The sequence below is a fragment of the Hahella sp. HNIBRBA332 genome (assembly GCF_030719035.1).
GTDB lineage: Bacteria > Pseudomonadota > Gammaproteobacteria > Pseudomonadales > Oleiphilaceae > Hahella.
This window is the reverse complement of record NZ_CP132203.1, coordinates 6,368,087-6,385,685: the sequence shown is the minus strand read 5'-3', so window position 1 is coordinate 6,385,685 and position 17,599 is coordinate 6,368,087. Positions and strand designations below refer to the sequence as shown.

The following is a 17,599-nucleotide window of genomic DNA, read 5'->3' as shown; positions in this document are numbered from 1 at the left end:
ATACTTTCGGCGCCGGGCAATGTCTAATCCCGCCGCCGAAAGCCGCTCCGTCAGGCGTTGTCTAGTCCTTTTGCGACTCGCCGAAACCACCGCCTCCCGGCGTTTCGATTTGCAGACGATCTCCCGCTTCCAGTTGCAGGCTGACCTGAGCGCCTAAATTCTGGACACCGCCGTCACGGCGAATGACCCTGTTCACCCCCACTTGCCCAGGCTCGCCGCCGGATGCGCCATAAGGCGCCACTTCCCGCCGGTTGGACAGGATGCTCACCTGCATCGGCTTGAGGAATCGCAGACTGCGACATACGCCGTCGCCGCCGCGATGCTGCCCGTCGCCGCCAGATCCGCGCCGCACCTTGAACTCCTCCAGCAATACCGGGAAACGCCACTCCAGCACTTCCGGGTCGGTCAGACGCGAGTTGGTCATGTGCGTATGCACCGGCCCGGCGCCGTCGGCGTTGGCCGTAGCGCCGTCGCCGCCGCAGATGGTTTCGTAATACTGGAACTCATCGTCGCCCCAGGTCAGGTTGTTCATCGTGCCCTGGGCTGCGCCCTTCACGCCCAAAGCGCCAAATAACGCGTCCACCACCAGCTGGGATACCTCTACATTGCCCGCCACCACGGCGGCGGGATAACAAGGGTTCAGCATGGAGCCTTCCGGGACAATGATCTGCAACGGCCGCAGGCAACCTCCGTTGAGCGGAATCTGATCATTGACCAGACAGCGGAACACATACAGCACCGCCGCATGCACTACCGCCAGCGGCGCATTGTAGTTGTGCGGGTGCTGCGGGCTGGAGCCGGTGAAGTCCACTGTCGCCGTGCGCTGATTGCGATCCACTTGAATCTTCACTTGCACCTTATGGCCGTCGTCCATGGCGTATTCGAATTCGCCATCAGACAGCACATCAATGACCCGACGCACGCACTCTTCCGCATTTTCCTGCACGTGCTTCATGTAAGCCTGCACCACTTCCAGGCCGTACTGGGACACGACTTTCTGCAGCGCCTGCACCCCCGCCTCGCAGGCCGCCACCTGGGCGCGCAGGTCCGCAATCGTGAACTCGATATTGCGCGCCGGATGAGGACCGGACAGGAACAGCTCCCGAGTCATTTTCTCCTGGAAGACGCCCGCGTCCACCAGTTTGACGTTATCCAGCAGAATGCCTTCTTCATCTATATGACTGGAATCCGACGGCATGGAGCCCGGCGCCACACCGCCCACATCCGCATGATGTCCTCGTGACGCCACATAAAAGCAGATGTTTGCTCCTGCGCTGTCGAACACAGGCTTGATCACGGTGATATCCGGCAAATGGGTGCCGCCGTTATAGGGATCATTCAGCATGAACACGTCGCCGGGGCGCATGGTTCCGGCGTTGCGCGCCATCACCGTCTTGATGCTGTGGCTCATGGAGCCCAGATGCACCGGCATGTGCGGCGCGTTGGCCACCAGCTCGCCTTCTGCGTCAAAAATCGCACAGGAGAAATCCAGTCGCTCTTTGATGTTCACCGACACCGCCGTGTTTTGCAGCACCAGCCCCATTTGTTCTGCGATGAACATGTACAGGTTATTGAAGATCTCCAGCATCACCGGGTCGGCGTCAGTGCCTATCGAATGACGCTGCGGACGCGCGGCGACGCGCTCCAGCACCACGTCATTGCGATCCGTCAGTTGCGCCCGCCAGCCCGGTTCCACCACGATCGCGCCGATTTTCTCCACAATCACCGCAGGACCATCAATGGCGCGTCCCTGGGGAATATTCTCACGCACATAGAAAGGCGCCTGATACTGCTCGCCGCCCGTCGTCAGCGGCAGCACTTTATCCGGAGTCAGCTCACCGCCCTGACAAGGCGCGGTCGCCGCAACTTGCGCATCGCCGCGACCGGAGACTTCCACTTGCACCGCCTCTACCATGAGCGTTTTGTCCGCAACGACAAATCCGAAGCGCTTCTCATGCTCGATGGAAAACGCCTGACGCACGGCATCCACTGCATCCAGCGCCACCAGAATGGAAGTATCGGAGCCTTGATACTTGATATGCAGACGCGCGGAGGACTCAATGCGCGCGGCCGGCACCCGTTGCTCCGTCAGTTTGGCGGCGGCGTCCTGGGTCATGCGCTCGACCAGCGGCGTCAACTCCGCAATCAACGCGTTCGACAATGGTTTTTCCACCGTGGTTTCCGCCATCTCCCGCACATCCGCTAGCCCCATGCCGAAGGCGGACAAAACGCCGGCGTAGGGATGTAGAAATACCCGTTTCATTCCCAAAGCGTCCGCCACCAGACAGGCATGCTGGCCGCCAGCGCCGCCAAAGCAACAGAGGGTATAGTCCTGCACATCGTAGCCGCGCTGGGTGGAGATGTGCTTGATGGCGTGCGCCATGTTATCCACCGCTATCGCCAGGAAGCCTTCCGCCACCTGTTCCGGCGTACGGTTATCGCCCGTCTGTTCCTGGATCTGCTGGGCCAGGGCCGCAAACTTCTCCCGTACGCACTCTGCGTCCAGCGACTGATTCGCTTTGGGGCCAAACACTTTCGGGAAATAATCCGCCTGCAGTTTGCCCAGCATGACGTTGCAGTCAGTCACCGTCAGAGGACCGCCATTGCGATAACAGGCTGGTCCCGGGTAAGCGCCGGCGGATTCAGGCCCCACGCGATAGCGCGAGCCATCAAACTTAAGCACCGAGCCGCCGCCGGCCGCCACCGTATGAATCGACATCATCGGCGTTTGCAGACGGAACCCGGCCACTTCCGTTTCGAAGCTGCGTTCATACTCGCCGCGATAATGACACACGTCCGTGGAAGTGCCCCCCATGTCGAAACCGATCAACTGCTCGAAGCCCGCCGCCTCAGCGGTTTTCACCATACCCACCACGCCGCCGGCGGGACCGGACAAGATGGCGTCTTTGCCGTTGAATACGCGGGCGTCAGTCAGCCCCCCATTGGACTGCATGAACATCAGCCGCCCCGGCTCGCTGGCCATAGAGCCCAGTTGTCCTGACACCTGGTTGACGTAGCGTTTAAGAATCGGCGACAGGTAGGCATCCACCACAGTCGTATCGCCTCGGCTGACGATTTTCATCAGCGGACTTAATTCACTGCTCACCGACACCTGGGTAAAACCGATATCCCGCGCCAGTTGCGCGACTTTGCTTTCATGATCGCGGAACGCGTAACTGTGCATGAACACAATGGCGCAGGAGCGCAGGCCGCGTTCGTAGGCCGCGCGCAACGCCTGTTCCGCGCCAGTCTCGTCAAGCGGCGTCAACACCTCGCCTTGCGCATTAATGCGTTCGTCCACTTCCGCCACCTCGGCGTAGATCATGTCCGGCAGACGGATATCCAGAGCGAACAGATCCGGGCGTGTTTGATAACCGATGCGCAGAACGTCGGCGAAACCTTTGCTCACCACCAGCAGCGCCGGTTCGCCTTTGTGCTCCAGCAACGCATTGGTGGCCACCGTGGTGCCCATTTTGATTTCTTCGATATCTTGCTCAGGGACTTGCGCCCCACGGGGAACGCCCATCAGTGCGCGCACGCCTTCCAGCACCGCATCAGGGTATTGCGCCGGATTTTCAGAAAGCAGTTTATGGGTGATCAACTCTCCCGCCGGATTCCGCGCCACAATATCTGTAAACGTGCCGCCCCGGTCCACCCAGAAACGCCATTTGCCCGCACCCGCCGTGTTTGTATTCTGTGTTGTCATTGTGTCTGTCACCTCAAAAAATCTCTAAACCCGCTCAACCGCGACTGCTCAACGTCTGCGGTAGCCACAACGCTATTTCCGGATACTTGCTGAGCAGCGCCACCGCCGTCACCAGGATCAGGAAAAACGGCGTCGCATAGCGGGCCACCCTGAAAATATCCCTGCCGGTCAGGGATTGGATAACAAACAGATTGAAGCCGACCGGCGGCGTGATCTGCGACATTTCCACCACCAGCACCAGATAGATGCCGAACCAGACCAAATCGAATCCGGCCTTTTCCGCTAATGGCAGAATGACCGATGTCGTCAGCACCACGACGGAAATACCGTCAAGGAAACAGCCGAGTAGAACAAAGAACAGCGTCAGCGCCACGATCAGCAATGCCGGAGACAGTTGCATGGCTCCAATGAATTCAGCCAGCTCTCGAGGGATGCCTGTGAACGCCATGGCGACAGTGAGAAAAGACGCGCCAGCGAGGATAAAGGTGATCATGCAGGAAGTGCACACTGCTCCGATCAGGCTGCGTTTGAACATATCCCAACTCAACGACCCGGTTAGAGCAGTCAGAGCCAGCGATCCGAGCACGCCCAAGGTGGCCGCCTCGGTGGCGGTGGCGAAGCCAGCGTATATGGAGCCGATGACGAATCCGATCAGCAAGGTGACCGGCAGCAATCGCTTCAACGCGATCAGCTTGGTTTTCATATCGGTCCCGCCTTCCGCCGCAGGCACCTTGCTCCGGTTCAACAGCGACCAGATCGCCGTGTAGCCCATAAACAGGCAGATCAGCATCAGGCCGGGAATCGCTCCCGCCATGAACAGGCGGTCAATGGACACTTCCGCCGCGACGCCATAGACGATCAAAATAATCGAGGGCGGAATCAACAATCCCAGAGTGCCGGAACCGGCCAAAGTGCCAATGGCCATGGTCTCGTCATACCCACGCTTTTTCAGTTCCGGCAGACTCATCTTTCCGACCGTGGCGGTGGTGGCTGCAGAGGAACCGGACACCGCTGCGAATATGCCGCACCCCAGAATATTCACGTGCAGCAGTCCGCCGGGCAGACGCCGCAGCCAGGGCGCCAGGCCTTCGAACAGGTCCTCCGACAGCCGGGTGCGAAACAGGATCTCCCCCATCCAGACGAAGAGAGGCAACGCGGACAATGTCCAGTTGGAAGAAGCGCCCCAGGTGGTATTCGCCATAATGGCGCCGATCTGCGCGTTGTCGTTAAGCAGCATGGCGACAAAAGCCACCGTGAACAGGGTTGCGCCAACCCAGAAGCCAAACGCCAGGAAAGTGAATAACACTCCCATCAGCACAAGCGTTAATTGCAAGGTATCCATCAACACTTACTCCGCCGCCGCTTCGCCGGCTTCCTGAGCCGTCACGTAGCTGGGTTTACGTTTGAGCAGGGCGGTGATCCAGTCGTCCAGCACAGCGATAAAAAACAAAGCCAGCCCCGCCAACATCACGCTTTGCGGCATCCATAAAGGTACGGCGATGTAGCCCGAGCTGACGTCGTTGAATTCATAGGTTTCCCACACAAAGGCACCGACCGCATAAGTGATAAAGCCGACCAGAATCAGCAATGCGGTCAGGTTGAACAGCTCCACATAACGTTGCGCGACGCCTTTTACTTGGCGGGTGAGAAAAGTCACGCGGATGTGGCTGTTGTGGCGAAAACTGTACGCCAAGGCGAAAAAGGTGGCCGAGGCCAGGAAGTAACCGACGAAATCTTCCACGGAAGGAACAATCAGACCAAACCAGCGTCCCACTATCTGCATCGTCATCAGCAGACAGATCAGCACCATACTGACGGACGCCAGGACGAGGCCGGACTTATACAGGCAATCGAGCGTATGTCTCAGCATTTTCATCATCCCACAGCGTTTATGGGTATTATTTTTATTTGGTGCGGCGGACTCTTGAGAGCCCGCCCGAAGAACCGGCGCTATAGCTACAAGAGTATTAGCCGCCGTTGAGTCCTTTCACGATTTCAACGCCTTCGGCGCCGACTTCGTCCTGCCATTCCTTCGCCATGGTCTGACCGACTTTACTGAACTCGCTGATAAAAGCCTGTGTGGGTTCAGTCACATTCATGCCATGCTTGGCCAGATCAGCCGTTTTCTCAGTGGTTTCCTGCTCCGCCATTTTCCAGCCGCGCTCTTCCGCCACTTTGGCCGCTTGCAGCACCGCATCCTGCTGTTCCTTGCTCAGACGTTTGAAGGAACGCAGATTCACGAACACCATATTCTTCGGAATCCAGGCGCGGCTATCCATGTAATAACGGGAAAAGTCCCAGGCCTGACTGGAAACGCCCGTCGTGGGAGAGGTCACCATGGCGTCGATGATGCCGGTGCTGAACGCCTGAGGAATTTCCGGAGTCTGGACGGTCGTAGGCGTCGCGCCCAAGAGTATGGACAAGCGCGATGTGGATGGACTGTATGCGCGCATCTTCAGCCCTTTCAGGTCGTCGATAGCAGCCAGTTTTTCCTTGGTGTAAATGCCCTGAGGCGGCCAAGGCACGCTGAAGAGCAGTTTAAGGCCTTGCTTCTCCAGTTTCTTTTCAATGTGTGGGCGACTCGCGTCATAGAGTTTTTTGGCGCCATCAAAACTGGTCACCAGAAATGGAATGTTATCAACTTTATAGATGGGATCATCATTGCCCAGCAGCCCCATGAAAACTTCGCCAATGGGAGCCTGACCGGTGCGCACGGCGCGGAAAATTTCAGGATGCTTAAACAGGGAGGCGCCGGAATGCACCACGATTTTCAGATCGCCGCCAGTGGCTTTTTCAATATCCGTCGCAAATTCACGAATATTCTGTGTGTGATGAGTCCCATCCGCATACGGGGTAGGCATATCCCATTTAGTGGCGGCGAAGCCAGTGGATGCGGATAACGAAAGCAGAAAGGATAAACAGAGTCTTCTTATTCTCATTGGGTTTGCACCTCTTGTTGGTTCAGGGAGACCTGAATTGCTATCGAAGGATCATATTTACATAAAAAATCCTTTTTGAATACATTTTGTATTCATTTTACATTCAATAGAATTTTATTCGCCATAAGGCGATCATTTAACCTATTGATAAGAATGGAGTCTCACGCAGAGCGCCCACAAAAATAAAGGAGGGCGGATAGAAAAAGGAAACAACAGGCGAAAAAAAACCGCCTCGCGGCGGTTTCTTTTGCTACGTAAGAAGAGCTTATTGGCTCTGCTCTACAATAAACTCGACAGTAGCTTTGATCTCATCGTCGGTACAATCGCTACAAGTGCCCCGTGGAGGCATACTTTTGATGCCGTTGATCGCATGGGTCACCAATGTGTCGATGCCTTGTTCGATACGTGGAGCCCAGGCCGCCACATCGCCTTTCTTCGGCGCGCCGGCGACGCCGGTATCGTGACAGGTGAAACACTTACTGCCATATATATCAGCCGGTTCGCGAGGGCCGGATGGCGCAGCGGCGGCGACAGCGGCCTGAGCGGCTTTACATTCCTGACCTTCCACGCACACTTCGCCTACGGGCTTAATGCGCTCTGCAATCTTCTCTTCAGCTGGAGTTAATGACCACACAGTGCCCGCAAACACCATCGCCAACATTGCGGTAATCGCTTTCACGGTTGTCTTCACGACCCATCCTCATCAGCAGCTTAAAATTATTAATGGCGCATTATAACGGCATCGCCGCAGAAATAAAGCAGAGGCTCCGGGTTATCAAAGGACCTGCGGCGCGCATTTTGATCCATGACAGTTCCCGGGCGAAAGCCTGAAAAGACTCATATCGCCTGCCTCCAAAGCGGTTAACTGACCTCCATTCTACGACTCGGGACGAAAAGTGGATTCGCCATTCCAGCCCCGCTATAATGCCCGACGCGCTTATCCGAGCGCACTTGTTCGCGCTCACAAGGCTCGAGCCTACCCCGACGCCAAAAGCGGAGGGGCCGCGCTTATTACCCTCAGCGCAGACTCCAATCCAGCAACGTCATGGTAACGCTGATGCGCCTCGCACCTTATAGACGCCACCTCATCATCACAGAATTCGTCGCCCTCGCCGCCTTGATCGGCTCTATGTATCTGTTCGCCCAAATGGCGAAACAAGGCGAAGTAGTCTCCCCCGGACTTTGGCTGATACCCATTATTTCCAGCTTTCTGGTCATCTCAGGTTTTTGCGGCAATCTTTATATCCGCTGGGTGGAGAGCGTTGGTCAGACGGAAGAGCAAGCATCTGGCAGGAAGCCTGTTCAGCGAGTGTTCATATATCTGCTGATAGCCTCCTTATATATCATCTGGTTTATGGCGGTGGTTCAAGCATGGTCCTCTCATCAGGCGTTAAGCGCCTCTTCCTGACACTTATACTCTGTTCTGTGTCCGCTTCCAGCTGGGCGCTGCGATGCGGCAAAGATCTGGTCTCGGAATCAGATCTGGATTACGAAGTCCAGGCCAAATGCGGCCAGCCAGACGATGTCAGTCTGATCGGTTATGGTCTGACGGATGACAAAACGCGCGAGTTCAAAATCGAGCGCTGGATTTATCTGCAGCCCAACAAAACCCTGTTCATCCTGAGGTTTGAAGCCGGTAAGCTGGTGGATATTTCCTGGAAACGCGCCCCCTGATCTATTCAGGGCGGGTCACGCATAAAATAAAAGGCCGGCGCTCCGAAGAACGCCGGCCTTTTCTGTATCTGACTTTATACCGATAGTTCAGCCGAATCAGATGCTGTCGATTTTCGCCAGCAGTTCCGCGGTCTTCGCTTCCATCAACGCCTGATCCCCACGTGACTCCACATTCAAGCGCACCAGGGGCTCGGTGTTGGACATACGCAGGTTAAAGCGCCAGTCATCGAATTCCACACTCAGGCCATCCACGAAGTTCACGGATTTCGCCTTGGGCGCGTATTCTTCCTCGATCGCTTTCAGCACTTTGCCAGCGTCTTCCAACGTGCGGTTGATCTCGCCACTGGCGGGATACTTTTTCATGCGATCGTCAATCAGACTGGACAGCGACTTGCCGGTAGCGTTGATCAGGTCCGCCACCATCAGCCAGGGAATCATCCCAGAGTCACAGTAGGCGAAATCACGGAAGTAATGGTGCGCGCTCATCTCGCCGCCGTACACCGCGTCTTCATCACGCATACGTTGCTTAATGAAGGCATGGCCGGTCTTGCTCTGAATGGCCTTGCCGCCTGCCGCTTCGACCACGTCGATGGTATTCCAGACCAAACGCGGATCGTGGATGATGCCTGCGCCAGGATGCTTGCGCAGCAGCTGCTCCGCCAGCAAACCTACGATGTAGTAGCCTTCAATGAAGCGTCCGGTTTCATCAAACAGGAAGCAGCGGTCATAGTCGCCATCCCAGGCTACGCCAAAATCAGCGCCGGACTCCAGCAGCGCAGTCCGAGTGCTGTCGCGGTTCTCCATCAACAGAGGGTTAGGCACTCCGTGTGGGAAATGGCCGTCTGGCTCGTGATGCACTTTGACGAAAGTAAACGGCAGGTGCTTTTCCAGCTCATCGATAACCAAACCTGCGCCGCCGTTGCCGGCGTTGACCACGACCTTCATTGGCTTCAACGCAGACGCGTCAACATAGGTCAGCAGATGCTGGATATAGGCTTCCAGGGTGTCCAGTTTGTGATAGGAGCCAGGCTTCTCGGCGTCTTTGAATTCACCTGGAACCTTGCCTTTGATATCCAGCAGGCCAGTATCGGAACTGATCGGGCGGGAGTCCACGCCAACCAGCTTCATGCCGTTGTAATCCTGGGGATTGTGGCTGGCGGTGACCATGATGCCGCCGTCCATCTTGTGATAGAAAGTCGCGAAATACACTTGCTCTGTGCCGCACAGCCCGATGTCGTAAACATCAGCGCCTGCCGCCATCAAACCTTTGCTCAGGGCTTCGGCCATGGCGGGGCTGGACAGGCGGATGTCATAGCCAACCACTACTTTCTTAGCTCCGGTCACCTCAACATAGGCGCGGCCAATCCGTTCCGCGATATCGTTATTCAGCTGGTCAGGCACGCGGCCTCTGATGTCATAGGCTTTGAAACAGCTAAGATCCATGAATGCGTTACTCCAGTATGTGTCTGTAAATGTGGACTGCAATGAATATAAGTCGATTGTAAAGTGGATATCGGGCCGTTGCACTGCGCCAAAAGGAATATATTTCCGCCGTGGAAATACCCCATAAACCTCATTCATGCAGACATTCGAACCGCTGCGTACAGTCGCCGCCGCAGTAGGTCAGGATTAGATCGATACAACTGTTGGCGGCGGCGCGCACGCTCTCCGCAGCCATGTCGGCATGTCCCTGAAAAATCAATAAAACCCTACGGCTCGACGGCTGCAGACAAGTCTCCCTGGATTGTCGGCAATCCATCCTGCACAGCACCCGGTCAGCGGCATCCAGATAAGCGAACTCGCCTACCGGCGCTCGCGCCCGATCCACACTCCCCAAGGGGGCGAACATCTCTATGCCCCGGGTGATATCCAGACGCACGCCGCCTTCCAGCCTGTCGATATCATGGGCGCCAATGGATATTCTTCGTTCCAAAGACATCAAGTTGTAGATATCCACCACAGGACTGATCAACGGGATATCGCCATTGCGCCGCAGGATTCCGATCAGGTTTTCCACAGAGACCGGGAAGCGTTTCCAGGATCGCGCCACCGATTCCTTTAACCGACGATAGCCTCCAATATGAGGGTCAGTGTCCAGATCACAACCCTGATACGCCGACATCACCTGCGCCAATTTTACTTTTCTTAGCGCATGCAGATAAGGCGTATAGTCCCTGTTGTTCACGTCCTCTAACGCCACAGCGACCACCTGCAAACCTAAATGCGCGGCGGCGCGGGTCATCTGAAAATCCACCATCCCTAGACTCCTTGTTGCTGGGCGTAGGTCAACGCGATGGTTGACTGGCGCAGGCCAAAAAAAGGCAGGGGAAAACAAGCTCGCCCTGCCTGATCGCTTCAATCGTCCCGGCGTCTTACATAGACTTTTTTCTGCGCTCGCTGTGCGGAGGCGGCGCGCGCCATTGCATAAGCCATCGCTCCTAACGCCAAAACTACAAGGACGGATGCGCCGGGGCTATCGGCAAAGGTGAAAGAGGCTGCTGCGTCTCGCCAAGTACTAACCAGACCTGATTGCATTGTCCACTCCTACTATTACGGTAGTGTTTTAAGCTCAGTAAAAAGCGCCCAACCCTCAGCGCGTCGGCCTACAGCGTCAACGCCAGGCTTCCATAATCGTTCAGCATAAAATATGCCACGCCCTAACCTTCTGATTTAGCGTAAAAAGCATCAAACAGACAAGCCGCAGACGCCCCAGCTGACGCCCACATTCGCGCCACTAAAGCGCCTGCAAACTAACAAAGTGGTGCATAAATACACATAAATAAAAGAAGCGGGACATCCATAACCAGAGCCAACGGCCATATCAACTTACGACCAGAATCTTCGTCATAGACCGGAATAAAAGAAGAGTAATCAAGAAAAATCGCGTCAAACGCGATTCAGACATAGACAGAAAACTACAATCTACCTATCATATGCACCCTGTTTTGTTGAGTCTCGAACGAACTCTACATCACAACCTGCCCTAAAGCGCCCGTAGCTCAGCTGGATAGAGCGTTGCCCTCCGGAGGCAAAGGTCAGAGGTTCGAATCCTCTCGGGCGCGCCATTTACTCTCCCTTATCGTACAGAAAAGCCCCGAACTGCCTATTTGTTTTGAACGCATCGCTATACTGTTTCGTTCATTAAAGAAGTATGGAGCCTGCTTTAGACAGACCCCATAGAGTAGAAACTATCTGATTTATATTTAAAGAACGATTACTTCTTCGTCCTTGCGAACATTTCTTCAAACAGGGATTGGGCGGGTTTCTGACGGTCAATATTATCCTGGTTGAGTTCCAGGTGTCCCTTAACGCACTTCAGCATCGCGACGCGTTTTTTGCGCTTGGCCTGCTTTTCAGGATTTCCCGATTTATTATAAGCCGTGATGATGTCATCAATATTGAGGACATTCCCTCCAGCGATATGCACGCAGGATCGCACTTTTTCCGCCACCATCCCGTCCGCGCCTCCAATCAGGTCAACAGCCAGATCGCCAAAACTGCCAACAGCGACCACCAACTCTCTTCCTTCCAGTGACTGGATAATCCTCTCTCGGGCCGCTGGCGCCACGACCACTTCAATATCATGCGGAAAAATAGCTCTATACTCCTCCACGCCTTCAGACATGTTTCTGGGCGCTCTGGCGATATGCATCCAGGCCGCACAGCCGCCAACCACATACCAGCCATCCCCACCAGCCCAGGTATTCATATATGCGAAAAATTCGGGTATTCCATTTATTCTGTGAACTGACATTCCATAGATCCTTGTTAAGTTCGTAAGTGTTATTTTTATCGCGTAGAGTGATACGCGTTATTCCCTACGCTTGTACGAGGATGGCGTTTTTCGACCCGTTACCCCTTCACCCGCTTGCGAACTATTTATCCATGGAGAGAGAAAATGCTCAGATTATGGTTCTGCGCACGGATCAGTTTTGTAAAAGCGCGGGAGCCATCGCTTTCTATGGCTCAGATCCCGCGCGCCATCAGTGAAGATGGCCAGATAGGATTGCGGATGCAAAAACATTAATAAGAATTCGATCTATGCGCCCTCACGCGATCAGTTTGCTTAACAATGCCCGGCTCCGCGCCAGCTTCTCTTGCGAACGGACTACTAGAGCTATGGTGTATTCCAAGATCATGTAACAGCTGAATAGTTTTCTCCATGTCATCGAACTTGGAACCATATGCCTGTCTGCTTTCTCCATCCTGAGATTTATTATTTAGCAACTTGCTATCATTTAGCGTATTTTTTAGGCTTAGTTCATTATCAATAGTGTTTTGGTTACCCAGTAGAACTGAGTACATTTTTACTTCAACTCTAGCGTTGTTTTCCGCATAGCCGGCGAAACGCACTTCTGAGATGGCGCATCGGCCACATGTATGCTTACCAAAAGTATTTACATTACGCTGATCAGATAATGTTGCCTCGTACGGAATCGATAAGTCCATATCCGCCATTCTTGGATAAAGATTTGCCGCCGCCAACACTGCTGCAGGCTCAGCGCAATGCAAAGAATTCCAACTCTCAATCTGCGAGCTGTGCTTGCGAATATCCTGCTTATCACTGCCGTAATTTTGATCAGCCCAAGTGCCAACCCGCCCCTCCCTTCCGCCATCAATCTTATTTTCATAGGTCACAGCGCTCATCGTAGCCTGAAGGGAAGGATTTTTAAGGCCTAAATGATCTCGTATTAGCTTATTCTCAAGTACGCCAAAGAAACGATCCTGCATCGTTTTTCCTAACAACGTTTTTTCGCTTCCAGTATTATCCAATTGATCATTGTTTATCAGAGGGGGCAATCCAAATTGGTCGACCATATCGTCCTTTGACTTAGCTGTTCCGCTTACACCAAAGAAAGGAATATAGGTTACCTCTCCTGCTTTATTTTTCTCTTTGGCGTACATAATACAGACGCATCCTGTTTTATTTGGCAGTATTCTATTATTTGTATCGTTTTTACTTTTATCCTTTGGATTACCCTTATCGTTAGCTTCCGGCACATCCGTCAGATTGTATTCGGTCAGCAACTTATTCGCGTGCTCAACAAGACGGTCGAAATTAGATATATCTTCACTACCACTTAGCTTCAAATGGTCTTTCTGTGGAAATACGCCTGCTAACGGAGCCCCTTGTGGCAAAAGCATAATATCTTTGGACTCAAGCTTAGGCCGAATATTGGTTGAGTATGCTTCACCTTTTGTAAGCCCCTTCACCTTAGCCAAACTTTTTTCATCTCCAGAGTATTTATTCATTCTTTCAATGGTGTTGAGTTTGTACTGTAATGTGCTATGCGTCCTTTTCAGTTCCTTATCCAAGAGGTTGAGAGCGTCAGATGAGAGAGGCTTCTGACCTTCCAGCGGTTTATTCGGCGTTCGATACTGTTCCAAACGATTCAGTTGATCATCTCCACCCCGACGGGCTTCCTGACCTGTCAGATTATCTTTCCCACCAGTACTGGAAGTCTTCGCGGACAAGTTTGCGTTCTCCAGCATGACTTCTTTTATTCTGGATAGGTAAGTCGCATCTTCTTTCACAAAAAAGCTTTCAGCCAAACTGGCGGATCCGTTATTTCCAATGTTGTTTGCAGCGGTTAGCGTCGCGTCAATGCTCTTCAAGTTCTTACTAAAATATTCCCCTGAACCATCGGGAAGCTTTGCCTCAAAGCCCTTAAACGAACTCTGCAGCTGACCTGGGTCCATCCTGCTTGTTCCAGCCTCCATATTCCCAGCTAATGCGGAAGTTTGTACTGGTGTGGAAGTAGCTACTGGGTTTGTCCTTTGAGGCGAGACAGATTGCGGCGAAACGCTCTGGTCTGAGGTTACGCCATTAGAGTTAGAAACATGCATATCCATGGGCCTTTCAAGTCGATGGTTACTGGGCAATATTTAGTAACCTCGGCGTTAGAAAAGTCTCAATTTAGAGTACCGGGCCAATAGATAACTGACCTACTTAAGATCCCTGTTTATCTCTCAATCATGTCTATACTTTCCTAATAACGCCTATATTTAGGCGCTTGAGGTTGGCGGCCGTTCCGGCTTCCTTGTTTCCTAACTGCACGTTGAATTAGGCAAGAATGATATGAAAGCGTTAATTGTCAGTGTTGTTTTGTGTCTAATCACTTCTTTTGCTCAGGCGGAGAAAATTACCTTGGCGAACGGTGAATGGGCGCCTTATCTGTCTGAGAATTTGAAGCATCACGGATTTATGTCCCGGATCGTCAAGGATGCGTTTGCAGAGGAAGGCATTGAGGTGGATTATGTGTTTCTTCCTTGGAAGCGGGGTTATGAGGACGCCAAAGAAGGCAAATTCGAAGGGACGTTAATTTGGGGTTATAACGATGAGCGCGCCAAGGATTTCTATTTTTCCGATACCGTCGCGACGCTGGGCACCTCTCTGTTTTATAACAAAGACAACCCCATCGACTGGAGTGCGCCCGAAGATCTCGCCAAATACAAAGTCGGCGGCATCATCGGCTATGCCTACGGGATTGAAGAGCTTGAAAATCAGGGCGCCGTCAAAATCGATCGTATCGGCAACGAGGAAGGCAATTATAAAAAGCTTGCTGCTGGACGTTTGGATATCGTGCTGGAAGATACCGAAGTCGGTATAGAGAGCATCACCCGTTTCGGCTTTGCGGATAAGCTGATCCCACACCCCAAAACCCTGGAGCCGCGCAAATATTCCGTATTGATCAGCAAGAAAACACCCAATGCCCAACACCTTCTCGACGCGTTCAATCGCGGCTTGAAGAAAGTGATTGAAGATGGCCGTTACGATAAATACCTGCAGGAATCCCGCAAAGGCGAATACAAATAACGCCAATCCTCAGTGTGTTGCATTGGCGACCGCTTTCCGCTTAGATGATCCCATCAAACAGATAGCAGGTGGGGTCATCAGGTGGATTTAGTCAAAGCGGTGATTCATGCAGCGGTGAAACAGGACCTGGAAGGCTTACGCAAGCTGTTTCTGGATAACCCGGAACTCGACCTGAATACGCGCAGCCCATTCGCCGCCACAGAACGCAGTACGCCGTTGATTATCGCTTCCGCCGTCGGCGACGCCGATATGATCGACTATCTGCTGGCTCAGGGTGCGGATGTGAATATCCAAGGTAAGCAAGGCTCCACCGCTTTGGCCATGGCGGTGGAGTGGCGGCATCCTGAAATTATTGAGCGCCTGCTGCAGGCTGGGGCGGACGTCAACGTCGCCATGGACGATGGGACCAGCCCTTTGATGAAAACCGCCTCTTATAACCTGCCTGAATTGGCGTCGCGATTGCTTGAACAAGGCGCAAACGTCAACGCAAACCGCCACGATGGCTGGACGTCCCTGATGCTCGCCGCCCATGCAGGCAGCGAAGAAATGCTGGCGCTATTGCTGGAGCACGGCGCCACGGTGAACCAGACCGAAAGCAACGGGCGCACACCGCTAATGGCGGCGTGCTTCAAAGGGCATATCCGCGTCGTGGAAATGTTGCTCTCCCATGGCGCACAGACCGAGGTGCAGGACGCGGACGGCGCCACGGCGATGTCCGAAGCCGCCGCACGCAGGCATCAAGCCATCGTCGCCTTGCTGCAGGCCTCCGGCGCGCCCATTGAGGAACTCAAACCATCCTCCCTGGACTTGGCCAAAGCCGAAGAGCGGCGTCACTACGCCACATTATCCAAAGACGCCCAGGAAGAGTTCAACATTCTGTTGAAATGGCTGACGGCGAAGGCGAAAACCTGGGCCAGGAAGGTCGATCCATCGCAACTCGACGCCGTTGATGATGATAGTGCCGAGAACATCTGGCTTTACTATCTTGCGGACAAGCTGTACGAAAAGGTCGCAGCGCTCGACGACGTGACACAGCAGGAATTAACGGCCTATGCCCGAGCCCTTCACGCCGTCGATCATGGCGACGGGATGCTCTCTTCCTACCTGAAGACCGTGTTTATGGATATGCTCAAAGCCTTGGCGGCGCCACAGCAACACGCCTGTCTGTATCTATAACGCCCGCGCAAAAGAAAACGGCCCGCCAGGGGCCGTTTTGCAGAAAGCAGTAGTCGTGATCAGCCCAGTTCGCTGATGAACTGCTCCAATTTGTCCACCATCTTCGGCGAGCCGACAAACAGCGGGCAACGCTGGTGCAGTTTCTTCGGCTCGATATCAAGAATGCGCTGTCCTGGGTTGGCGATGGCCTTACCGCCGGCCTGCTCGATCAGGAACGCCATGGGGTTGCATTCGTACAGCAGACGCAGCTTGCCTTCCGGATAGCGGCTGGAGGTGGGGTACAGGTAAATGCCGCCCTTGATCAGGTTGCGATGGAAGTCGGACACCAGAGAGCCGATATAACGGGAGGTGTAAGGGCGCTGAGTGGCGTCGTCTTCTTCCTGGCAGTACTTGATGTACTTCTTCACGCCTTCAGGGAAGTGAATGTAGTTGCCTTCGTTAATGGAATAAATGGTGCCGTCTTCCGGAATGCGCAGATTCGGGTGGGACAGACAGAATACGCCAATGGTCGGATCATAGGTGAAGCCGTTGACGCCGTTGCCGGTGGTGTACACCAACATGGTGGAGGAACCGTAGATGATGTAACCCGCGGCGATCTGCTTGTGGCCAGGCTGCAGGAAGTCCTCTTCGGTCACATGCTCGCCTTCTGGAGACACTCTGCGATACACCGAAAAAATAGTACCCACGGACACGTTGACGTCGATGTTGGAAGAACCGTCCAGGGGATCGATCAACACCACATATTTGCCGCCCAGGTTCTTGGTCTCTTCAAAGCGGACAAACTGTTCTTCTTCTTCAGAAGCGATACCGCACACCACGCCACGTTGCGCCAGCGCATTTTTGAAACGCTCGTTGGCGTACACGTCCAGCTTCTGTTGCTGCTCACCCTGCACGTTTTCGTCGCCCGCGGCGCCGGTGATGTCGGCAAGGCCTGCTTTGTTGATTTCACGGTGCAGAATTTTCGCCGCCAGACGGATGGAGGAAAACAGCGAGGTCAGCTCGCCGCTGGCGTCCGGGTAGTCTTTCTGCCGGTCGATGATGAACTCGCCCAGGGTCTTAATTATTTCCATGATGGTTTCTCGTATGTAGAAGGAACATTTTGGTCTCTAGAGGTGTAAGGTCTATTTTTACTAACATGGCTGCAGAGATAAAGGGCGCAGTCGCCGACTTGGCTTTTTATTCGATGCCCGCGCCCCAGTCAGTCAGTGATTACCGCTAGGGTCTATGTCGTTTCGGGATCGCCGCTGTTGCGCCTGAAATAGCCCGCAGCCCCAACTTCCCAACCGG

The 17,599-nt window shown here is 53.9% G+C and carries 14 protein-coding genes and 1 tRNA gene; 5 read left to right on the top strand and 10 right to left on the bottom strand.

Features of this window, described 5'->3' with window-relative positions:
• Positions 1 to 61: 61 nt before the first annotated feature.
• From O5O45_RS28350 to O5O45_RS28330, 5 genes are all read right to left on the bottom strand, one after another.
• The gene (locus tag O5O45_RS28350) at positions 62 to 3,706 is read right to left on the bottom strand and encodes a hydantoinase B/oxoprolinase family protein (RefSeq protein ID WP_305902657.1); all 3,645 of its coding nucleotides are present in this window, start codon (positions 3,704 to 3,706) and stop codon (positions 62 to 64) included.
• A 34-nt stretch (positions 3,707 to 3,740) separates the two neighbouring features.
• Positions 3,741 to 5,048 (bottom strand): TRAP transporter large permease, encoded by a 1,308-nt coding sequence (locus O5O45_RS28345; protein WP_305902656.1) that lies wholly within the window; start codon positions 5,046 to 5,048, stop codon positions 3,741 to 3,743.
• 6 nt (positions 5,049 to 5,054) lie between these two features.
• Entirely contained in the window at positions 5,055 to 5,576 is a 522-nt protein-coding gene (locus O5O45_RS28340; protein WP_305902655.1) for a TRAP transporter small permease, read from the bottom strand.
• 97 nt (positions 5,577 to 5,673) lie between these two features.
• Positions 5,674 to 6,645 carry a TRAP transporter substrate-binding protein gene (locus tag O5O45_RS28335; RefSeq protein WP_305902654.1) on the bottom strand — a complete coding sequence of 324 codons (972 nt, stop codon included), beginning with the start codon at positions 6,643 to 6,645 and terminating at the stop codon, positions 5,674 to 5,676.
• A 265-nt stretch (positions 6,646 to 6,910) separates the two neighbouring features.
• On the bottom strand, positions 6,911 to 7,336 hold the full coding sequence (locus O5O45_RS28330) for a c-type cytochrome (RefSeq protein WP_305902653.1): 426 nt from the start codon (positions 7,334 to 7,336) through the stop codon (positions 6,911 to 6,913).
• A gap of 366 nt (positions 7,337 to 7,702) precedes the next feature.
• Between O5O45_RS28330 and O5O45_RS28325 the strand changes: the two genes are divergently transcribed.
• Positions 7,703 to 8,053: a hypothetical protein gene (locus O5O45_RS28325; protein ID WP_305902652.1), complete on the top strand. Its 351-nt coding sequence runs from the start codon at positions 7,703 to 7,705 to the stop codon at positions 8,051 to 8,053.
• 17 nt (positions 8,054 to 8,070) lie between these two features.
• A complete protein-coding gene (locus tag O5O45_RS28320) occupies positions 8,071 to 8,319 on the top strand; it encodes a DUF2845 domain-containing protein (protein ID WP_279501494.1) in 249 nt (82 codons plus the stop codon).
• A 96-nt stretch (positions 8,320 to 8,415) separates the two neighbouring features.
• On the opposite strand, the gene O5O45_RS28315 is transcribed toward O5O45_RS28320, so the two are convergent.
• Together O5O45_RS28315 and O5O45_RS28310 are read right to left on the bottom strand one after the other, a co-directional pair.
• The gene (locus tag O5O45_RS28315; protein ID WP_305902651.1) at positions 8,416 to 9,762 is read right to left on the bottom strand and encodes a phosphohexomutase domain-containing protein; all 1,347 of its coding nucleotides are present in this window, start codon (positions 9,760 to 9,762) and stop codon (positions 8,416 to 8,418) included.
• 130 nt (positions 9,763 to 9,892) lie between these two features.
• Positions 9,893 to 10,576, bottom strand: a complete 684-nt coding sequence (locus O5O45_RS28310) for a B3/B4 domain-containing protein (RefSeq protein ID WP_305902650.1) — start codon at positions 10,574 to 10,576, stop codon at positions 9,893 to 9,895.
• 731 nt (positions 10,577 to 11,307) lie between these two features.
• On the opposite strand from O5O45_RS28310, the gene O5O45_RS28305 reads away from it, so the two are divergent.
• Positions 11,308 to 11,384 (top strand) — tRNA-Arg (locus O5O45_RS28305).
• Positions 11,385 to 11,533: 149 nt separating this feature from the next.
• On the opposite strand, the gene O5O45_RS28300 is transcribed toward O5O45_RS28305, so the two are convergent.
• Positions 11,534 to 12,028, bottom strand: a complete 495-nt coding sequence (locus tag O5O45_RS28300) for a hypothetical protein (RefSeq protein WP_305902649.1) — start codon at positions 12,026 to 12,028, stop codon at positions 11,534 to 11,536.
• Between the two features lie 314 nt (positions 12,029 to 12,342).
• Positions 12,343 to 14,172, bottom strand: coding sequence for a hypothetical protein (locus O5O45_RS28295; protein ID WP_305902648.1), 1,830 nt, complete (start codon positions 14,170 to 14,172; stop codon positions 12,343 to 12,345).
• A 226-nt stretch (positions 14,173 to 14,398) separates the two neighbouring features.
• Between O5O45_RS28295 and O5O45_RS28290 the strand changes: the two genes are divergently transcribed.
• Positions 14,399 to 15,136, top strand: a complete 738-nt coding sequence (locus O5O45_RS28290; protein ID WP_305902647.1) for a substrate-binding periplasmic protein — start codon at positions 14,399 to 14,401, stop codon at positions 15,134 to 15,136.
• Between the two features lie 81 nt (positions 15,137 to 15,217).
• Complete coding sequence (locus O5O45_RS28285; RefSeq protein ID WP_305902646.1) at positions 15,218 to 16,312, top strand: ankyrin repeat domain-containing protein; 1,095 nt, start codon at positions 15,218 to 15,220, stop codon at positions 16,310 to 16,312.
• A 59-nt stretch (positions 16,313 to 16,371) separates the two neighbouring features.
• Here O5O45_RS28285 and fbp read toward each other — a convergent pair whose 3' ends face one another.
• Positions 16,372 to 17,382, bottom strand: coding sequence for a class 1 fructose-bisphosphatase (gene fbp / locus O5O45_RS28280; RefSeq protein ID WP_305902645.1), 1,011 nt, complete (start codon positions 17,380 to 17,382; stop codon positions 16,372 to 16,374).
• Between the last annotated feature and the right edge of the window lie 217 nt (positions 17,383 to 17,599).

Bases quoted from the DNA above. Each gene is read 5' to 3' on its own strand.
- O5O45_RS28350 (WP_305902657.1), bottom strand. From the start codon at position 3,706: ATGACAACACAGAATACAAACACGGCGGGTGCGGGCAAATGGCGTTTC.
- O5O45_RS28345 (WP_305902656.1), bottom strand. From the start codon at position 5,048: ATGGATACCTTGCAATTAACGCTTGTGCTGATGGGAGTGTTATTCACT.
- O5O45_RS28340 (WP_305902655.1), bottom strand. From the start codon at position 5,576: ATGCTGAGACATACGCTCGATTGCCTGTATAAGTCCGGCCTCGTCCTG.
- O5O45_RS28335 (WP_305902654.1), bottom strand. From the start codon at position 6,645: ATGAGAATAAGAAGACTCTGTTTATCCTTTCTGCTTTCGTTATCCGCA.
- O5O45_RS28325 (WP_305902652.1), top strand. From the start codon at position 7,703: ATGCGCCTCGCACCTTATAGACGCCACCTCATCATCACAGAATTCGTC.
- O5O45_RS28315 (WP_305902651.1), bottom strand. From the start codon at position 9,762: ATGGATCTTAGCTGTTTCAAAGCCTATGACATCAGAGGCCGCGTGCCT.
- O5O45_RS28310 (WP_305902650.1), bottom strand. From the start codon at position 10,576: ATGGTGGATTTTCAGATGACCCGCGCCGCCGCGCATTTAGGTTTGCAG.
- O5O45_RS28300 (WP_305902649.1), bottom strand. From the start codon at position 12,028: ATGAATACCTGGGCTGGTGGGGATGGCTGGTATGTGGTTGGCGGCTGT.
- O5O45_RS28295 (WP_305902648.1), bottom strand. From the start codon at position 14,172: ATGGATATGCATGTTTCTAACTCTAATGGCGTAACCTCAGACCAGAGC.
- O5O45_RS28290 (WP_305902647.1), top strand. From the start codon at position 14,399: ATGAAAGCGTTAATTGTCAGTGTTGTTTTGTGTCTAATCACTTCTTTT.
- fbp (WP_305902645.1), bottom strand. From the start codon at position 17,382: ATGGAAATAATTAAGACCCTGGGCGAGTTCATCATCGACCGGCAGAAA.